At 61.7% G+C, this 18,369-nt stretch carries 16 protein-coding genes and 1 tRNA gene; 3 read left to right on the top strand and 14 right to left on the bottom strand.

Features of this window, described 5'->3' with window-relative positions:
- The 4 genes from glyS to Q1J79_RS04470 form a co-directional block, all read right to left on the bottom strand.
- The coding region (gene glyS / locus Q1J79_RS04485; protein WP_300297093.1) for a glycine--tRNA ligase subunit beta at positions 1-1,304 on the bottom strand (1,304 nt) is incomplete at its 3' end.
- Positions 1,305-1,308: 4 nt separating this feature from the next.
- The gene (locus tag Q1J79_RS04480) at positions 1,309-2,187 is read right to left on the bottom strand and encodes a glycine--tRNA ligase subunit alpha (protein ID WP_300297122.1); all 879 of its coding nucleotides are present in this window, start codon (positions 2,185-2,187) and stop codon (positions 1,309-1,311) included.
- Positions 2,188-2,338: 151 nt separating this feature from the next.
- Positions 2,339-2,617 (bottom strand): hypothetical protein, encoded by a 279-nt coding sequence (locus tag Q1J79_RS04475; RefSeq protein ID WP_300297090.1) that lies wholly within the window; start codon positions 2,615-2,617, stop codon positions 2,339-2,341.
- Between the two features lie 84 nt (positions 2,618-2,701).
- Positions 2,702-3,448: a methyltransferase gene (locus Q1J79_RS04470; protein WP_300297087.1), complete on the bottom strand. Its 747-nt coding sequence runs from the start codon at positions 3,446-3,448 to the stop codon at positions 2,702-2,704.
- Between the two features lie 87 nt (positions 3,449-3,535).
- Between Q1J79_RS04470 and Q1J79_RS04465 the strand changes: the two genes are divergently transcribed.
- On the top strand, positions 3,536-4,585 hold the full coding sequence (locus Q1J79_RS04465) for a polyprenyl synthetase family protein (protein ID WP_300297084.1): 1,050 nt from the start codon (positions 3,536-3,538) through the stop codon (positions 4,583-4,585).
- 119 nt (positions 4,586-4,704) lie between these two features.
- Positions 4,705-4,781, top strand: a tRNA-Pro gene (locus Q1J79_RS04460).
- A gap of 59 nt (positions 4,782-4,840) precedes the next feature.
- Here the strand turns inward: Q1J79_RS04460 and Q1J79_RS04455 are convergent.
- From Q1J79_RS04455 to Q1J79_RS04415, 9 genes are all read right to left on the bottom strand, one after another.
- The gene (locus tag Q1J79_RS04455) at positions 4,841-5,752 is read right to left on the bottom strand and encodes a DMT family transporter (RefSeq protein ID WP_300297081.1); all 912 of its coding nucleotides are present in this window, start codon (positions 5,750-5,752) and stop codon (positions 4,841-4,843) included.
- A gap of 139 nt (positions 5,753-5,891) precedes the next feature.
- On the bottom strand, positions 5,892-7,079 hold the full coding sequence (locus Q1J79_RS04450) for an ABC transporter substrate-binding protein (RefSeq protein ID WP_300297077.1): 1,188 nt from the start codon (positions 7,077-7,079) through the stop codon (positions 5,892-5,894).
- A gap of 170 nt (positions 7,080-7,249) precedes the next feature.
- Complete coding sequence (locus Q1J79_RS04445) at positions 7,250-8,431, bottom strand: ABC transporter substrate-binding protein (protein WP_300297074.1); 1,182 nt, start codon at positions 8,429-8,431, stop codon at positions 7,250-7,252.
- A gap of 174 nt (positions 8,432-8,605) precedes the next feature.
- Positions 8,606-9,784: an ABC transporter substrate-binding protein gene (locus Q1J79_RS04440; protein WP_300297071.1), complete on the bottom strand. Its 1,179-nt coding sequence runs from the start codon at positions 9,782-9,784 to the stop codon at positions 8,606-8,608.
- Between the two features lie 40 nt (positions 9,785-9,824).
- The gene (locus Q1J79_RS04435; protein ID WP_300297069.1) at positions 9,825-11,705 is read right to left on the bottom strand and encodes a long-chain fatty acid--CoA ligase; all 1,881 of its coding nucleotides are present in this window, start codon (positions 11,703-11,705) and stop codon (positions 9,825-9,827) included.
- 43 nt (positions 11,706-11,748) lie between these two features.
- Positions 11,749-12,510 (bottom strand): ABC transporter ATP-binding protein, encoded by a 762-nt coding sequence (locus Q1J79_RS04430; protein WP_367182956.1) that lies wholly within the window; start codon positions 12,508-12,510, stop codon positions 11,749-11,751.
- Between the two features lie 16 nt (positions 12,511-12,526).
- Positions 12,527-13,285 carry an ABC transporter ATP-binding protein gene (locus tag Q1J79_RS04425; protein ID WP_300297063.1) on the bottom strand — a complete coding sequence of 253 codons (759 nt, stop codon included), beginning with the start codon at positions 13,283-13,285 and terminating at the stop codon, positions 12,527-12,529.
- Positions 13,282-14,358, bottom strand: coding sequence for a branched-chain amino acid ABC transporter permease (locus Q1J79_RS04420; RefSeq protein WP_300297060.1), 1,077 nt, complete (start codon positions 14,356-14,358; stop codon positions 13,282-13,284). Before Q1J79_RS04420 ends, Q1J79_RS04425 begins: the two co-directional genes overlap by 4 nt.
- 12 nt (positions 14,359-14,370) lie before the next feature.
- Positions 14,371-15,225: a branched-chain amino acid ABC transporter permease gene (locus Q1J79_RS04415; RefSeq protein ID WP_300297058.1), complete on the bottom strand. Its 855-nt coding sequence runs from the start codon at positions 15,223-15,225 to the stop codon at positions 14,371-14,373.
- Between the two features lie 173 nt (positions 15,226-15,398).
- On the opposite strand from Q1J79_RS04415, the gene Q1J79_RS04410 reads away from it, so the two are divergent.
- Positions 15,399-16,313 (top strand): MBL fold metallo-hydrolase, encoded by a 915-nt coding sequence (locus tag Q1J79_RS04410; protein WP_300297055.1) that lies wholly within the window; start codon positions 15,399-15,401, stop codon positions 16,311-16,313.
- A gap of 136 nt (positions 16,314-16,449) precedes the next feature.
- Here the strand turns inward: Q1J79_RS04410 and Q1J79_RS04405 are convergent, their stop codons facing one another.
- Positions 16,450-18,099: a 3-(methylthio)propionyl-CoA ligase gene (locus Q1J79_RS04405; protein WP_300297052.1), complete on the bottom strand. Its 1,650-nt coding sequence runs from the start codon at positions 18,097-18,099 to the stop codon at positions 16,450-16,452.
- Between the last annotated feature and the right edge of the window lie 270 nt (positions 18,100-18,369).

The following is an 18,369-nucleotide window of genomic DNA, read 5'->3' as shown; positions in this document are numbered from 1 at the left end:
CAGCGGTCATTCGGGCCCTGCGGCGAATAATGCTGCGCGATCGCCTCGGCCACCGCCGCGTCCTCGCCATCATGCAGCGCGTAATAGCGGCCCATGATGCCCTGCAGTTCGGGGAATTCGCCGACCAGCCCGGTGACCAGGTCGGCCTTGGCCAGCTTGGCGGCGCGGCGCGCCTGCTTGGCATCGGCATGCAGGGCGGCAGCGATCTCGTAGGCCAGCCGCTCAACGCGGTCGACTTTCTGCGCCACGGAGCCAAGTTTGGCATGAAAAACGATGTCCTTCAGCGCCGGCAGGCGGCTTTCCAGACTCTGCTTACGGTCCTGGTCCCAGAAGAATTTTGCATCCGACAGGCGCGCGGTCAGCACGCGCTCATTGCCGGCGATCACCTGCTTGCCACCATCATCGGTCAGGGTATTGGCGACGATCACGAACCGCGGCGCCAACTGACCATCCCTGGTGTTGAGCGCGAAATACTTCTGATGCGCCCGCATCGTGGTGGTCAGCACCTCGCGGGGAACATCCATGAATTGTTGCGGGATACGGCCCAGCAACACCACCGGCTGTTCGACCAGCCCGGTCACCTCATCGGCCAGGCCGGCATCCTCAACCAGCAGCAGGCCTTCATTGCCCGCGGCAAAGCCGGCATCCTTCAGCACGGCGGCGCGGCGGGCGGCAAAATCCGGTTCGACATAGGCCTGGCGCAAACGGCGCAGGTAATCGGCGGCATCGCGCACGGCAAAACGCTCGGGTGCCTGGAAGCGGTGGCCGCTGGTGGTGTCACCGGCAGTGAGATGGCCGAATTTGAACGGCACGACCTCGCCCTCGAACAGGCAGATCATCGAATGCAGAGGCCGCACCCAGCGCAGGGCATGATCCCCCCAGCGCATCGATTTCGGCCAGGGCAACTGCGCCAGGGCGTCAGGCAGGATACGGAGCAACGCTTCCCCGGTGGCCTCGCCCGGCTTTTCGATCACGGCGAACCAGAATTCACCCTTGCCGGTATCGCGTTTCTCGCACTGGTCCAGCGAGGTCAGGCCAGCGCCACGCAGAAAACCCTGCACGGCGGCATCGGGCGAACCGACGCGCGGCCCCTTCTTCTCCTCACGCACATCGGCCTGCATGCGCGGCAGGCCTTTCACCACCAGCGCCAGCCGGCGCGGCGTGACATAGGCGGTGATGCTTTCGACATTCAGCGCGGCTTTTTTCAAGGCCTCGTCCACCAGACGCGTCAGATCCTCGGCGGCGCGCTGCTGCATGCGCGCGGGAATTTCTTCCGAATGCAATTCCAGGAGAAGTTCGCCCAGCATCTCAGGCGCCTTCAAGCATGTTGTGGCCGCGCGATGTCAGCCACTGGGCGCAGCAGGCCTTGGCCAGCGCGCGCACGCGGCCGATATAGGCGGCGCGCTCGGTCACGCTGATCACGCCGCGCGCATCCAGCAGATTGAAGGTGTGACTGGCTTTCATGCACTGGTCATAGGCCGGCAGGGCCAGGCCTTGAGCGATCAGCGCATGACATTCCTTTTCCACGTCGACGAAACGGCGGAACAGCTGCTCGGTATCGGCATGTTCGAAATTATAGGCCGAGAATTCGCGTTCGGCCTGGTGGAACACCTCGCCGTATTTCACGCCGCGGCCGTTGAAATCCAGGTCGTAGACATTGTCCTTGCCTTGCACATACATGGCCAGGCGTTCCAGGCCATAGGTGATCTCGGCCGCAACCGGATCACAATCGAAGCCGCCGACCTGCTGGAAATAGGTGAACTGCGTCACTTCCATGCCGTCGCACCAGACTTCCCAGCCTAGGCCCCAGGCGCCCAGCGTCGGGCTTTCCCAGTCATCCTCGACGAAACGGATATCGTGCCGCCTGGAATCGATGCCGAGCGCCGCCAGCGAGCCGAGATAGAGGTCGAGCACGTTGGCTGGGCTGGGTTTCAGGATCACCTGGAATTGGTAGTAGTGCTGCAGGCGGTTCGGATTGTCGCCGTAACGGCCGTCCTTGGGCCGGCGCGAGGGCTGGACATAGGCGGCATTCCACGGCTCAGGGCCGAGCGCGCGCAGGGTGGTGGCCGGATGGAAGGTGCCGGCGCCCACTTCCATGTCATAGGGCTGCAGCAGCAGGCAGCCCTGACGCGCCCAATAGGTCTGCAGCGTGAGAATCAGGTCCTGGAACGACGAAGCCGCGGCGATTCCGGTGGGCGTCATCGCAGGATCCTTTGCGCTCTCTCGCCTTCGCGTGCGTTTGGGGGTGACCGAAAAACGGGCGGACCTTAACCACCGCCCGCCATGGGGTCAAGCCATTGAGGCCCCGGACTTAAGCCCAAAAGCCTGGGCCAAAAGGCTAGGCTTGGGATCCCGGATAGGGGCAGTCGGCGCGGCCGCAGGATTTTGCCGTTCCGGGAGCAACATAGGCGCCACAAATCGGGCAGGCCGCCAGATCTTCGGCTTGCCCCGGCGGCGATTTCACCCGGGGCGGCGGAGCCGGCGGCGCCACTGGCGGCTTGGGTTTGTTGACGTAACGAAAGCCGTACCAGACAGCGGCAATCACCAGAATCAGCAGGAGAAATTTGAGCATCAGGGGCTGGGAATCGGAGCGGGGCTGGATCAGGCGGCGGGGCATCGCCGCACTGGTTGGTTAATATACTGAAGCCTGCAAGCCAAAGCCGCAAGGCCGCCGGCTCAGACCAGGTGTCCAGACCGGGTTTCAGGCCGGAAAGGCCGCCCCTTGCCGCAGCACGGCATCCACCTCGGGGAAATAGCTGCCATCCGGCCGGTGCAGCAGCACGCCGGGGTCGAAAATGAGTGGCGCCTTGCTGCCCTTGATCGCCCGCAAGATCACCCGTTTGGCCGGCTGGCCCGGCTTGGACCAGAGCGGAATCACCCGAATCGCCCCGGCTTTCGGGCTCAACGCCGCCAGCAGGTCCGGCAGGCGGTCGGCCTTGTGGATCAAGGTCAGGCCGCCGCCAGGCCTGGCATGCCTCAGCATGGCAGCAATCCAGTGGTCGAGATCGGCATCCTCCATCTCGGACCGGGCGGCGGCCCGACCGGCATGCGGCGACGCGCGGTGCCGCTGGCTGTCAAAATAAGGTGGATTGGCGAAGACGTGATCGTAACTGTTGGGCGCAATCCCGCTCACGCGCCGACGGATATCTCCGGCCGCCACACGCAGGCGTTCCTCCATTCGGTTGGCAGCGATGTTCCGTGCGCAGAGCGCAACCAGATCGGGCTGCAACTCGACACCGTCGACCTTCGCCGTCGGCACCCGTGCCGCCAGGCAGAGCATGCCCACGCCGCTGCCGCAGCCCAGTTCCAGCACCTGCTGGCCGGGCCGGGCCGGCACGGCGGCTGCCAGCATCACGGCATCAGCGCTGGCACGCTGGCCCTTGCGCGGCTGCTCCAGCTGGACCAAGCCGCCCAGCAGGGCGTCGCGGGTATGATTGCCATCAAGCATATGATCGGGAACAACAACTTAGAAAAGGGCGGCGCTTGACCGGTTTGAGCATCCCACTATGCTCCAGCCAGACTACTTAACACAATCATGGGCCTTTTCCGCGCGATGCAGACGGCATCAAAACCCCAGTTCGACAGCCGGCCGGCCACCAAATCCGCGCCCAGCATTGAGCCGCTGCGCGTCCTGGTCGCCGACGACATGGCCGCGGTGAACCGCGAGATCATCGCCCGTATGGCCAGCGATGTCAGCCTGATCCCGGAACTGGCCAGCCACCTGATCGCCTCGGGCGGCAAGCGCATCCGCCCGCTGCTGACGCTGGGCGCGGCCAGGCTGTGCGGCTACGGCGGCGACAGGCATGTACTGTTGGCCACCTGCGTCGAATTCATCCACACCGCCACCCTGCTGCATGACGATGTGGTGGACGAAAGCGACCGCCGCCGCGGCAGCGCCACCGCCAATGTCTTGTGGGGCAACCAGCCCTCCGTGCTGGTCGGCGATTTCCTGTTCAGCCGCGCCTTCCAGCTGATGGTCGAGACCGGTTCGCTGGAAGTGCTGCGCATCCTGGCCAATGCCTCGGCGGTGATCGCCGAGGGCGAGGTGCTGCAGCTGATGACCGCCAATGACATGGATTCCTCGGAGGCGGATTACCTCAAGGTGATCGAATCCAAGACCGCGGCGCTGTTCGCCGCCGCCTGCCGGGTCGGCGCGGTGATCGCCGGCCGGCCGGAGGCCGAAGCCCAGGCGCTGGACGATTATGGCCGTTATCTCGGCATTGCCTTCCAGCTGGTCGACGATGCTCTGGACTACGCTTCTGACGGCACGACGCTGGGCAAGAATACCGGCGACGATTTCAAGGAAGGCAAGGTCACCCTGCCGATCGTTTTAGCCTTCAACAAGGGCAGCACGGCGGAGCGCGAATTCTGGCGCCGCACCATCGAGCAGCCGGAGCAGCAAACGGCGGAAGACTGGCCTCAGGCCCTGCGCTGCATTCAGCGACACGGCACCATCGAGGAAACCCTGGCCCGCGCCCGCCATTACGGCCAGAAGGCCCATCAGGCCCTCGATCTGTTCGTCCCCAGCACCATGCGCGACGCGCTGGCCGAGGCTATCGACTTCGCCATCGAACGGGCCCTCTAAGCCCCTGATTGGACAGGCAATCGGCCAGCGGCCGATTTCTGGGGATTGATCTGGGATTCAGCAGCCGGGCCGCTTGCGGGGCGGTCGCCCAGGCGCTATACAGGCGCCCGCGCCGGTGTCGGAGTGTAGCTCAGCCTGGTAGAGCACTAGCTTCGGGAGCTAGGGGCCGGAGGTTCGAATCCTCTCACTCCGACCAGCGCGCGTCTTTCCCGAAAATCAGCTCCCTGCCCTCGCCGTCCACGTGATGCGGGTGGATCATTCCGTCACCAGCGGCGGCACAGGCGCGCGCTTCATCGTTTCGCGCCAGAGAATGTAGAGCCCGCTCGCTACTACGATGGTGCAGCCGAGCCAAGTCTGCAGGTCGGGGAAATCACCCCAGACATACCAGCCAAACAGTACCGACCACAGCAGATGGGTGTAATCGAACGGCGCCACTGCCGCCGCCGGCGCAAGACTGTATGCCCGCGTCATGAACAGTTGCGCGGTGCCGCCGAAGATGCCGACGCCGATCAACAGCGGCAGGTCACGCCAGGCCGGCGTGACCCAGACGAAGGGCAAGACCAGGCCGGTGACGATGACGCAGAAGGCCGTAAAATAGAAGGCGATGGCTGTCGAGGGCTCGGTGCTGCTGAGCTTGCGTATCTGGATCATCGCCAGCGCATAGAGCATGGTTGCCGCCACCACAATGAGGGCACCGCTCTGCACCATGCCGGGGCCGGGGCGCACGATCACCAGCATGCCTATAAAACCGACCACGATGGCCGACCAGCGATGGAGCCCGACGCTCTCGCCCAGCAGCCAGACCGACAGGCAGGCGATGAAGATCGGGCCGGAGAACGAAATCGCGGTGACATCGGCCAGCGGCATCAGCTGATAAGCCGAGAAGAATCCGAACATCGCGGCCAGACCGAAGCCCGAGCGCAACGCATGGGCGCCGAGCCGGCGCGTGCGCAATACGGCAAAACCACCCGGGCCGCGCGATACCATCCACAGGATCGGGATGAAGGCGCAGAGGCTGCGGAAGAACATGATCTGCAGCACCGGATAGCCGGTGGTGAGCCATTTCACTAGCGCATCCATGCAGCCGAACAGCGACACGGCAAGGATCATATAGCCAATGCCGCGCGAGGCTGGGGGCATGGCAGCAGGTGTCGGCAGAACAGACATGCAAATCTGGGAGCAGGAAAACCGAACCCTGTTGTGCCATGCCGAACCGGCGAATGCACCTGCCGTCGCAGCACGGTGATGGATAAAAAAAGCTGCAGCCGGCCAAAGCCGGCTGCAGCACCTCAACCTGCAAGACTGTTCAGCTGCCGTAACTGACCGGGCCTTCGATCAGCACGAAACGGCCTTTCTGCACCTGGAACAGAAAACTCTCGCTCGATCCCTGGCGCTTGTCGGGGCCATAGCTCACGACGGGGCCGCCGAAGATGTCACGATAGCCCTTGATGCTTTCCATCGCGGTGATCAGCTTGTCGGTGGTGAGGTCCTTGCCGGCCCGTTCCAACGCAAAGATCAGCTGATCCATCAGGGCATGACCGTAGACAGCGCCGATATTGGGATCATTGCCATATTTCGCCTTGTAACGGTCCATCCAGGCCACCACCGTCGGGTTCGCCGTGTCGCGATAGGGCAGGATAGTGCCGGCCATGGTGTAGAGGCCCTCGGTGGCGCCACCCGGCGCACCGGCGACGATCTGGTCATAATTCGCCGATTGACCAAGAAAGTTGACGTTCCAGCCCATCTTGCGCGCCGTGCCGTATGGCACGATGGCATCACGGATGATGGTGCCCATTACCACGAGGTCGCAGTTCGAGGCCCGCAGCTTGGAAATCTGCGCCGTGAAATCGGTATCGGCCGGCTTGTTGGTGGCCGTGTCAACCAGCGGCATGTTCATCGCCTTGGTCTGGTCCTGCACGGCTTCCAGAATCTCCTTGCCGAAATCGGTATCCTGGTAAAGCGTGCAAATCCGTTTGCTGCCCTTGTTGGCCACCATCCATTTGATGCCGGCCCGGATCTGGTCGTAATAGGTTGAGCCGCCGGAGAATTTCAGGCGGTGAAATGGCAGATACATCTGCCGTGCCGCGGTGATGGGAAAGAAATTGGGGACTCCGGCTTTTAGTTGATCAGGCAGCACCGCGTTGTTCATCGGCGTGCCGAGCGCACCGGCCATGATGAAGATGTTATCGCGGTTGATCAGCTTGTTGGCGGCCTGCACCGCGCGCGGCACCTGATACTGGTTATCCTCGACGATCAGGCGGATCTTGCGACCGTAGATACCACCCTGTGCGTTGACCTCATCAATACGCAGGCGCATCGCATTGGCCGAATTGACGCCGTAGGATGCCGCCACACCACTCAGGTCGGTGTGCATGCCGACGACGATTTCGGTCTTGCTGACTCCGCGCACCTTGGTTGACTGCGCCATCGCGCCGGCGGCGAATGCAATGGCAATGGCCGCCGCAGCGACCCCGAGCACTTCTACCCTACGCATGCGGACCTCCCATGGGTGTTTTTGTTTTGCCGGCAAATAGTAGCTGGCAAACCCGGGTACCGCAGCGGAAATTTACGTTACGTCAACTGCACTGACCTACCTGCTGCAACGCAAAAAAACGCCCGCGGCCAAGCCGCGGGCGTCTCTTCCACTGTTTTAGAATGGCGGGCTCAGTATTTGAGCGGACCGGCAATCTGCACAAAGCGGCCCTTCTGGATCTGGAAGAACAGAACCTCGGTGGTGCCCTGATGCTTCTGCGGGCCAAAGCCGATCACCGGGCCACCAAAGATATCGCGGTAGCCGCTGATGCTTTCCAGTCCTTTGACGAACTTCTCGGTCGTCACGTCCTTACCGGCACGATCCAGCGCAGTAATGATCAGGTCGGCGATGTTATGGCCATAGACGGCGCCAATATTCGGATCGGTGCCATATTTGGCCTTGTAGCCATCCCACCAAGTCGCCACGGTGGCATTCGCTGTATCACGATACGGCATCACCGTACCGGCGCCGACATAAAGGCCCTCGGTCGATCCACCCGGCGCCGAAGCGACGATCTGGTCGAAGCTGGCCGACTGCGCCACGAAATCAACGTCGGTCCAGCCCATCTTGCGCGCCGTGGCATAGGGCACGATGGCATCGCGCACGATGGACCCCATGGCCACCAGATCACAGCCGGCCGCACGCAACTTGGCGATCTGCGCGGTGAAGTCGGTGGCAATCGGCGTGTTGGTTGCGGTCTCGACCACCGGCATGTTCATCGCCTTGGCCTGATCCTTCACCGCTTCCAGGATTTCCTTGCCGAAATCCGTATCCTGATAGAGTGAGCACAGCTTCTTCCGGCCGTTCTTCTCGACCAGGTATTTGATGCCGGCACGAATGTGATCGTAATAGCTCGAGAAAGTCTGGAACTTGAGCGGATGGAACGGCTCGCTCATTGAGCGGGCTGCGGTCAGCGGCGCCAGGTTGGGCACACCGGCCTTGAACTGCTCAGGGAATACCGCATTGTTATGCGGCGTGCCGAGCGCACCAGCCATCAGGAAAATCTTGTCGCGGTTGATCAGCTTGTTAGCCGCCTGCACCGCGCGCGGCACCTGATACTGATGATCTTCGACGATCAGGCGAATCTTACGACCATGAATGCCGCCCTGGGCATTGAGCGATTCGAATTTGAGCCGCATGGCATTGGACGAGCTGACGCCATATGAGGCGGCCGGACCGCTCAGATCGGTGTGCATGCCGATGATGATTTCCGACTTGGTCACACCGCGTACGGCCTGGGCCTCGACCGAACCGGTGGCCAGCACCGCAATGGCAGTCGCCGCAGCGACTCCGAGCACTTCTACCCTACGCATTACGTTCTCCCCGTGAAGTTTATTATTTGCCTGACAAGACTAGCCCGGATGTACCGGAGCGGCATAGGAAATTTATCAAAATGCCGGCGCGACCAACCTGCCGCTGCACTGCAAAAAAGAAACGCCCGCGGCACAGGCCGCGGGCGTCGCCTTTTGCTCGTATTTTCGCCGTGCTTAGTATTTGAGCGGGCCGGCAATCTGCACGAAGCGGCCCTTCCGGACCTGATAGAGCAGCACCTCATTGGTGCCAAGATGCTTCTGCGGCCCAAAATTGATCACTGGGCCACCGAAAATGTCGCGGTAACCGGTGATGCCTTCCATGGCCTGCAGAAATTTCTCGGTGGTCAGGTCCTTTCCGGCCTTTTCCAGCGCGGTGATGATCAGCATCGCCGTGTTGGTGCCGTAGACGGCACCGATATTCGGGTCGTTACCGTATTTGGCCTTGTAGGAATCCCACCAGGCCGCCACGGTGGCGTCCGCGGTGTCGCGATACGGCATCACCGTGCCGGCGCCGACATAGAGACCCTCAGTGGCGCCGCCTGGCGCCGAAGCGACGATCTGGTCGAAGCTGGCCGACTGCGACACGAAATCAACGTCGGTCCAGCCCATCTTGCGGGCGGTACCATAAGACAGGATGGCATCGCGCACGATGGCGCCCAACGCCACGATATCGCAGCCCGCCGCACGCAGCTTGGTGATCTGCGCCGTGAAGTCGGAATCCGCCGGCTTGTTGGTGGTCGCCTCGGCCACCGGGATATTCATCGCCTTGGCCTGGTCCTGTACCGCCTCCAGGATTTCCTTGCCGAAATCCGTATCCTGATAGAGCGTGCACAGCTTCTTGCGGCCGTTCTTCTCCATCACATACTTGATACTGGCGCGGGTGTGGTCGTAGTAGCTGGAAATGGTCTGGAACTTCAGCGGATGGTGCGGCTCGACCATCGAACGGGCCGCCGTCACCGGATTGATATTCGGGATGCCGGCCTTGAACTGGTCAGGAAACACCGCGTTGTTCATTGGTGTGCCGAGCGCGGCAGCCATGATGAATATCTTGTCGCGGTTGATCAGCTTGTTGGCCGCCTGCACCGCGCGCGGCACCTGATACTGGCTGTCCTCGACGATCAGGCGGATTTTACGGCCATGAATGCCGCCTTCGGCATTGATCTTGTCAAACTGCAGCCGCATGGCGTTCGATGAACTGACGCCATAGGAAGCCGCCACGCCACTGAGATCGGTATGCATGCCGATCAGAATTTCCGACTTGGTCACGCCACGCACAGTCTGCGCCTGGACACTTCCGGCAACTGCGGCAATAGCAAACAACGCCGCAGTCACAGTTACTGACTTAATACGCATATTCCCGTTTCCTCCTCCAGATATCCGTTCGCCGGCAAGATCACGCTCCAGCGTACATCTCGTCAATCATGGCCTTGTATTTTTCGTTCACGAATTTGCGCTTCAGCTTCATGGTCGGCGTCAATTCGTCATCCTCCGCGGTCAGTTGCTGGTCGATCAGGCGGAATTTCTTGATTGTCTCGACTCGGGCGAAATTCTTATTGACCTTCTCGATCTCCTGCCAGATCAGTTCCTGCACCTCCTTGGCGCGGCACAGCGAGGCGAAGTTGGTGAACGGCACGTTCAGGTCCTGGGCGTATTTCACCACATTGTCGTGATCGATCATGATCAGGCAGGTGAGGAATTTACGGCGGTCGCCGATCACAACAGCATCCGAGATATACGGGCTGAATTTCAGTTGATTCTCGATTTCCGACGGCGTGATGTTCTTGCCGCCGGCGGTGATGATGATGTCCTTCATCCGGTCGGTGATACGGTACCAGCCTTCGTTGTCGACGGTGCCGACATCGCCGGTATGCAGCCAGCCATCCACGATGGTCTCTGCCGTCTTGCTTGGGTTGTTGAGGTAGCCCATGAAGACATGTGGGCCCTTCAGCAGGATTTCGCCTTCCGGGCTGATCTTGACCTGGGTGTTGGGCACTGCCTGGCCGATGCTGCCCAGCTTGACGCGGCCTTCGGGCGGCGAGGTGGCGAGGCCAACATTCTCGGTCTGGCCGTAGACTTCGCGCATGTCCTTGCCCAGCGCCAGATACCATTTGATCAGGTCGGGCGAGATCGGAGCGGCACCGGTGACCAGCCATTTGCAGCGGTCGATGCCGATGATGCGCTTGATATTGCGCAGCACTAGCTGATCGGCGAACCAGAAGGCGACTTTCAGACCGAGCGATGGTTCCTGCCCTTCCAGCTTGGCCTCGGCGATGCGGTAGCCGATGCCAATCGCCAGTTTGTAGGCCAGCTTGCCGAAGCCGGTCGCATCCTTCATGCGGATGGCGATGCCAGAATAAAATTTCTCCCACAGGCGTGGCACGGCGAAAAACACCGTTGGCTGCACCTCCTGTAGATTCTGCGGCACGGTCTCCGGGCTTTCGGCGAAATTCACCGTCGATCCGGATCGGATCGGCCAGAGCAGAGAGAAGCCGCGTTCAGCAATGTGGCAGAGCGGCAGGAAGCTGAGCTGCTCGTCTTCCTCCATCTGCTCCAGCAGCCGCCCGGCATTCTCCATCTGGAACAGCAGGTTGCGATGACTGATCATGGCGCCCTTAGGTGCGCCGGTGGTGCCCGAGGTGTAGATCAGGATGGCGAGGTCGTCCGGCTTGCCGAGCTTGAGCTGTTCGTCCCAGTAGCCACGATTGGCTTTCTCGAAATTGCTGCCCTGCGCCAGCAGGTCGTCGAAACTGAGCACCATCGGATCCTGGAAATCCGACAGGCCCTCCATGTCGATGACAACCACCTTCTTCAGGCTCGGGCAACGCTCGCGGACTTCCAGAACCTTGTCGAGCTGCTCCTCGTTCTCGGCGATATAGACCACCGTGCTGCTGTCATTGATGATGTATTCGACCTGCTTGGCGGAATCCGTGGTGTAGATGCCGTTGGTGACACCGCCGATGCCCTGGGTGCCGAGATCGGCATAGAGCCATTGCGGGTTACCTTCGGAGATGATCGACACCACGTCGCCGCGCTTGACGCCCAGCGCGGCCAGGCCCAGCCCGGCATGCTTGACGTTCTCGCCATATTGCCGCCACGAGATCGAGCCCCAGACGCCGAGATTCTTCTCGCGCATCGCCACCTTGTCGCCGCGCTCGGCAACCTTGCGCCAGAAATAGCGCGGCAGCGTGTCGCGCTGCATGATCTCCAGGATGTCGGCATCCACCTCGATCCCGGTTTTGCTGTCGACTGCCTTGCTTATCTGTGTTTTTGCCATGGCGGTCCTCCCGAACCGGCGTAATGCCCAGGCGGTTCCTGGGTTAGCGCCAGGTCTTGCGTTTCTTCCAGCGGCGCTTGCCGCGCACGCCTTCTTCCTTCATGCCGAGATAGAATTCCTTGATGTCTTCCTTCTCGAGCAATTTCTCGCAGGTATCGGCCATCACGATGCGGCCGACTTCCAGCACATAGCCATAATGGGCGGCATGCAGCGCCACATTGGCATTCTGCTCCACCAGCAGGATGGTGGTCTTTTGCTCGGCGTTGATGCGCACGATGATTTCGAATATCTCCTTCACCAGCTTGGGCGACAGGCCGAGCGAGGGCTCGTCCAGCAGCAGCAATTTGGGCCGCCCCATCAGGGCGCGGCCGATCGCCAGCATCTGCTGTTCACCACCCGACATCGAACCGGCCGGCTGGTTCTCACGCTCCTTCAGGCGCGGGAAGTAACGGTAAACCATCTCCATGTCGGCGGCGATGTCGTCGGCGTCGCGACGCGTATAGGCACCCATCATCAGGTTTTCCTTCACCGTCAGGAACGGGAAGGTTTCGCGGCCCTCGGGCACATGGCCGATGCCAAGCCGCATCACCTTGTCGGGATCCATTTTCTGGATTTCTTTACCCTCGAAGATGATGCTGCCCTTCTGCGGGTCCATCACGCCGGAGATCGTCTTCAGGATCGTGGTCTTGCCGGCACCATTGGCGCCCAGCACGGTAACGATGGCGCCGCGCGGCACTTCCAGGCTGACACCACGGATCGCCATGATCGGACCGTAGAAGGTCTCGATATTGCTGAGCTTGAGGATAATATCGCTCATCCGCTCAGCCCCCCAGATAGGCTTTGATGACTTCGGGATGGCTCTGCACTTCCTGCGGCGTGCCGAGCGCCAGGACGCGGCCGTAATTGAGCGCCAACACGCGATCCGACACCTCGTTGACCAGGCCCATATCGTGCTCGACCATCAATACGGTGATGCCGAGGTCATTCTTGATGTCCTGGATCCACCAGGCCATGTCCTCGGTCTCCTCGGTATTCAGACCCGAGGACGGTTCGTCGAGCAGCAGCAGCTTGGGCTCGCTGCACAGCGCCCGGGCCAGTTCCACCACCTTGCGCGCGCCATAGGGCAGGTTGACGATCATGGTGTCGCGGTAATGCTGCAAATCGAGGAAATCGATCACATGCTCGGCCTTCTCGCGATGCGCCAGCTCACGCTGGCGCACGCCGGGCAGGAACAGCAGGTCGGCCAGCGGATTGCCGCCGCGATGTGCATGCCGGCCGAGCAGCAGATTCTGCAGCACCGTGGCATGCTCGAACAGCTCGATATTCTGGAAGGTGCGGGCGATGCCCAGAGCCGCGATCTGGTGCGGCGGCACCTCGGTTATATCCTGTCCCTCGAAGCGCAGCCGGCCCTCGGTGGGGTCATAGATGCGGCTGATCAGGTTGAACACCGTAGTCTTGCCGGCGCCATTCGGGCCGATGATGGTGAAAACCTGGCCCTTTTCGATGGCGAAGCTGACGCCGTCGACCGCCTTGATGCCGCCGAAATTGATGGCGATGTTGTCTGCCTGAAACAGCGTCACCGGAAGCGCTCCGACTTGGTGTAGGTCTTCTGCCGCTTGAAGGTTGCCTTCTTGTAGAGCGGGAAAAGCGAGAAATAGAGCTTGATCTTGAGCCAGCGGCCATAGAGGCCAAGCGGCTCGAACAGGATGAAAAAGACCAGGATAACACCGAACAGGCCCGGCTCCAGTCCCGGCTGGCGGGCGATCGTGTCGGGCAGGTAGTCGCGCAGGATGGCGATCAGCTGTGGCAGCGAGCCAACGAAAATCGCCCCAAAAATGGCGCCGTGGATCGAGCCCAGACCGCCCACCACTACCATCAGCAACAACTGGATGGAGAGCAGGATATTGAAGGCGTCGGGCGCCAGATAGCCGATCTTGTGCGCGAACAGCGTGCCGCCAAAGCCAGTGAAGCCGGCCGAAACCGCGAAAGCCAAGGTCTTATAGGCGGCCAGATTGACGCCCATGGACTGGGCGGCGACCTCGGAATCGCGGATGGCGATGAAGGCGCGCCCAGTCGGCGAACGCAGCAGGTTGAGCGCCACCACGACCGCCAGGATCACCGCACCCATGGTGAGGTAATAGAAAAAGCGGTCGTCATTGATGCTGATACCGAAGAATTCCGGCCGGTCGACCGGGAAACCCTTGAAGCCGCCGGTCACGCCTTCCCAGCGGATCAGGATCTGCTCGATTATGAAGGCAAATGCCAGCGTGGCGATCGACAGATAAATGCCAGTCAGCCGCAGGGCCGGGAAGCCGATGATGGCACCGATCACCGCCGAGAGGATCGTGGCGGCAGACACCGAGATCACGAAAGGCACGCCCAGGCCAAGCAGCACCGCATGGGTATAGGCGCCGATGCCAAGGAAGGCGGCATGGCCGAGTGAAACCTGGCCAGTATAGCCGGTCAGCAGCATCAGGCCAATGCCGACGATGGAGAGGATGAAGACGTAGGAAATCTCGCCGAGCCAGAAATCCTCCAGCACGAAGGGCGCCGCCAGCAGCAGAAGAAGCAGCAGGCCGTACCAGAACCGGTCCACATTGTCGCGGAACAGGTTGATATCCTGGTTGTAGTCGGTCTTGAAGAAGAAGCGCATGCGATAAGACCCCTACACCCGCTTGCGACCGATATTGCCGAACAACCCCTGCGGACGCAGGAATAGCACGGCCAGGATCACCACATAGGCAGCCACATCCTTGAAGCCTTCCGGCAGGTATATGCCGGAGAACTGCTCGATCACGCCAATCACCAGGCCGCCGATCACCGCGCCGGGGATCGATCCGAAGCCACCGAGCACGGCGGCAGCAAAAGCCTTCAGGCCAAGCAAGCCGATGGTGACGTCGATCAGCGCTACCGGCGCCAGCAGGATGCCGGCCACGGCGGCGACGCCGGCTGAAATCGCCCAGATCAGCGAGAACACCATCTTGACCGGAATGCCCATGTAATAGGCGGCAAGCTGGTTCTGCGAAGCGGCCTGCATGGCCACGCCGATACGGGTGTAGCGGAAGAAGGCATAGAGCGCGCCGCATAGGATGGCTGTGCCGGCCACGATCGAGACATTGACATCGGCGATCACGAAACCGCCGGCCCTGGTGACGCCGTCGGTGAACGGCGTGGCGAACGCCCGCGTCTCAGTGCCCCAGATCATCGAAGCGGCGGCGCGGAAGATAAAGCCCAGTCCGATGGTGAGCATGACCACGGAGAATTGCGGCTGGCCGATTACCTGACGCAGGACCACGGTATCCAGCAGGTAGCCAAATACCGCCATGACCAGGATCGCCCCGATGAAGGCGAGCCAGTAATTGAAGCCCATGCCCTCGATCAGCGTGAATGCCACGAAGGCACCCAGCATCATCAGGTCGCCCTGGGCGAAGTTCACCATTTCGGTGGCTTTGTAGATCAGCACGAAACCGAGCGCGATCAGGCCGTAGATACAGCCTGCCGCCAACCCGTTCAGCAGCAACTGGACAATCTCAGACAGCTTGCCGTCCTCCCAGAATTTTATTGCCGGCGATTCTTGGTGCCGCCCTAGCGAGGTGGCACATTAAGGAAGCAATGCGGGTACGGTCAATCGGATTCACGCTCGGCTGAATGCTAATCACTTGACGTAACGTCAATTTTTGCGAGATTGCTGATATGTCAGTCCCCTTTATCAAGTCTCTGGATTTCAGTTACGGCGCGGTCGCCGAACTCAGTCCGCTCGTGCGCCGGGTGGTGGCCCGCAACCCCTCCGCTTTCACCTTCCACGGCACCGGCACCTACATCGTCGGCCGCGGCCGGGTTGCGGTGATCGATCCTGGGCCGAATGATCCCGCCCACATTGATGCCCTGGCCCATGCACTGCGCAACGAAACCGTCACGCATATCCTAGTCACTCATACCCATCGCGATCATTCACCCGGTACGGCTGAATTGCAGCGCCGCACCGGCGCACCCAGCTTTGCCTTCGGCCCGCATCCGCTGCCGAAGGGCGGCCCGGCGGTAGAGGAAGGCGGCGATCACGATTTCCGGCCTGACGAGACAATGACGGATGGCGACGCGCTGGCCGGTGATGGCTGGACGCTCACCGCCTTGCACACGCCCGGGCATATCTCGAACCATCTCTGCTTCGCGCTGGCGGAAGAACAGGCGTTGTTCACCGGCGATCATGTGATGGGCTGGTCGACCACGGTGATCTCGCCGCCCGATGGCAGCATGACGGATTACTATGCATCGCTGCGCAAACTGCTGCCGCGCGACGAACGCCGTTACTATCCGACTCATGGCGCGCCGATCGACCACGAAACCATCGCGCACAGCCCGCAGGATTTCGTGCGCGCGTTGATCCGTCATCGCGAAGGCCGTGAGCACCAGATCATGGATTGCCTGAAGTCAGGCCCGCAGACCATCCCGCAGATGGTGCGGACAATGTATGCCGACGTTCCGTCCTATCTCCATTTCGCCGCCGCGCGTTCCATGCTGGCGCACCTGATCCACATGGTGGGCGATGGTCGCGTGCGAGTGGAAAGCGGCGATGCGGCGGATGAGGGCGCGATGTACAGGCTGGGGTAAGGCATCGCGTCTGGCGCTCAGCCTTCCAGGAACCTGTCATACGCTCACCATGCGTTGGACGGTACAGAAAAAGGGCGGGCCGTTGCTGACGGCCCGCCCTGAGTAGCACCGATCTATCGGCTGCCCTGAGGCGGCATCAAGCCCCCGGCGTCGGCAGCTTGTGATCCTTGAACTGCTCGCGCAGCTTGGTCTTGAGCAGCTTGCCGGTGGCGGTATGCGGCAGCTCAGTGACGAACACGATATCGTCCGGCAACCACCACTTGGCCACCTTGTCCTCCAGGAAGGCCATCAGTTCATCCCGGGTGGTGTCCTGGCCGGCCTTCTTGATCACCAGCAGCAGTGGGCGTTCCTGCCATTTGGCATGCGCCACGCCGATCACCGCGGCTTCCTGCACGGCCGGATGGCCGACCGCGGCATTCTCCAGGTCAATCGAGGAAATCCACTCGCCGCCCGACTTGATCACGTCCTTTGATCTGTCGGTGATCTGCATATAACCGTCCGGGTCCAGCGTCGCGACGTCGCCGGTGGTGAACCAGCCGTCCTTGTCGAGCACGTTGCCGCCCTCGCCCTTGAAATAACCCGCCGTGATCCACGGTCCGCGCACCTTCACGTCACCAAAGGCCTTGCCGTCGCGCGGCAGTTCCTTGCTCTCGTCGTCCGTGATCTTGATCTCGACGCCGTAGACAACACGACCCTGCTTCTGCTGCACGTCGATGCGTTTATCCTCGGGCAGCTTCATATGCTTGGGCAGCAGGTTGCCGGTGGTGCCCAAAGGCGACATCTCGGTCATGCCCCAGGCGTGGATGACATAGGAATTGAACTGCCGTGCAAAGCGCTCGATCATGGCGCGCGGCGCCGCCGAGCCGCCGATCACCACGCGCTCCAGCAGGATGTCCTTCTTCGTATCGAGGTTAGGATTGGCGTCGACATGCTGGAAGAAGGCAAGCCAGACGGTCGGCACGCCAAGCGAGAAGTTGCATTTCTCGTCGCGCAGCAGCTCGTAGACGCTCTTGCCGTCCAGCGCCGGACCGGGCAACACCAGCTTGGCGCCGCACATTGCCGCGCCATACGGCACGCCCCAGGCATTGGCATGGAACAGCGGCACGATCACTAGCGCGCTGTCATAGGAGGACAGGCCGAGCCCATCACGGCTGCAGACGCAGAAGCTGTGCAGCAGCGTCGAGCGGTGGGCATACAGCACACCTTTCGGATTGCCGGTGGTGCCGGAGGTGTAGCACAGCGACGAGGCGGTCTTCTCGTCGAATTCCGGCCAGGCGAAGTCGGCGCTCTCCTTGCCGATCAGTTCCTCATAAACGATCAGGTTCGGAATCTTGCAATCGGCCGGCACATGCGCCCGGTCGGTCATCAGCACGAAACCCTTCACGGTCTTCAGTTGCGGTGCCAGCTTTTCCACCAGCGGCGCGAAGGTCAGGTCGAAGAATAGGTACTGGTCTTCCGCGTGATTGGCGATGTAATCGATCTGTTCGGGAAACAGCCGCGGGTTGATGGTGTGCAGCACCGCGCCCATGCCAGACACGCCGTAATACAGCTCCATGTGGCGGTAGGTATTCCAGGCCAGGGTGCCGATGCGGTCGCCCATCTTGACGCCTAGCTTGGTCAGCGCATTGGCCAACTGCTTCGAGCGGTCGCATAACTGGCGGTAGCCGTAGCGATGGATTGGGCCTTCAACGGTGCGCGTCACGATCTCGGTATCGCCGTGATACAACGCGGCATATTCGATCAGCGACGAAATCAGCAACGGACGGTCCTGGATCAGGCCCTGCATGCGCTTCCTCCCATTCACAAAAGCGGCGCGGTTATTTGATGCGGGCGCAGTCTAGGAGCGGCGCCCGCAGCCCGCAAGCCGGCCAGAAAGCCGGCCGGGTAGATGGCGCGCACACTTCCCTAGCGACAACCGGCCCCCCAGAGCCGATCGGGCGACAACCTGCGGTAAGGTTTCAGCGTCCCCTGAATACCGGCCTGCGCTTGGCCAGGAAGGCATCGCGCCCTTCGGCGAAATCCTCGCTGTTGAACAGCAAGGCCTGACCGTCGGCCT

Origin of the sequence: Ferrovibrio sp. (assembly GCF_029255545.1) — a bacterium.
In the GTDB taxonomy this organism is placed as follows: Bacteria; Pseudomonadota; Alphaproteobacteria; order Ferrovibrionales; family Ferrovibrionaceae; genus Ferrovibrio.
Note: the sequence above shows the minus strand (reverse complement) of the source record. Positions and strands in the feature narration are given on the sequence as shown.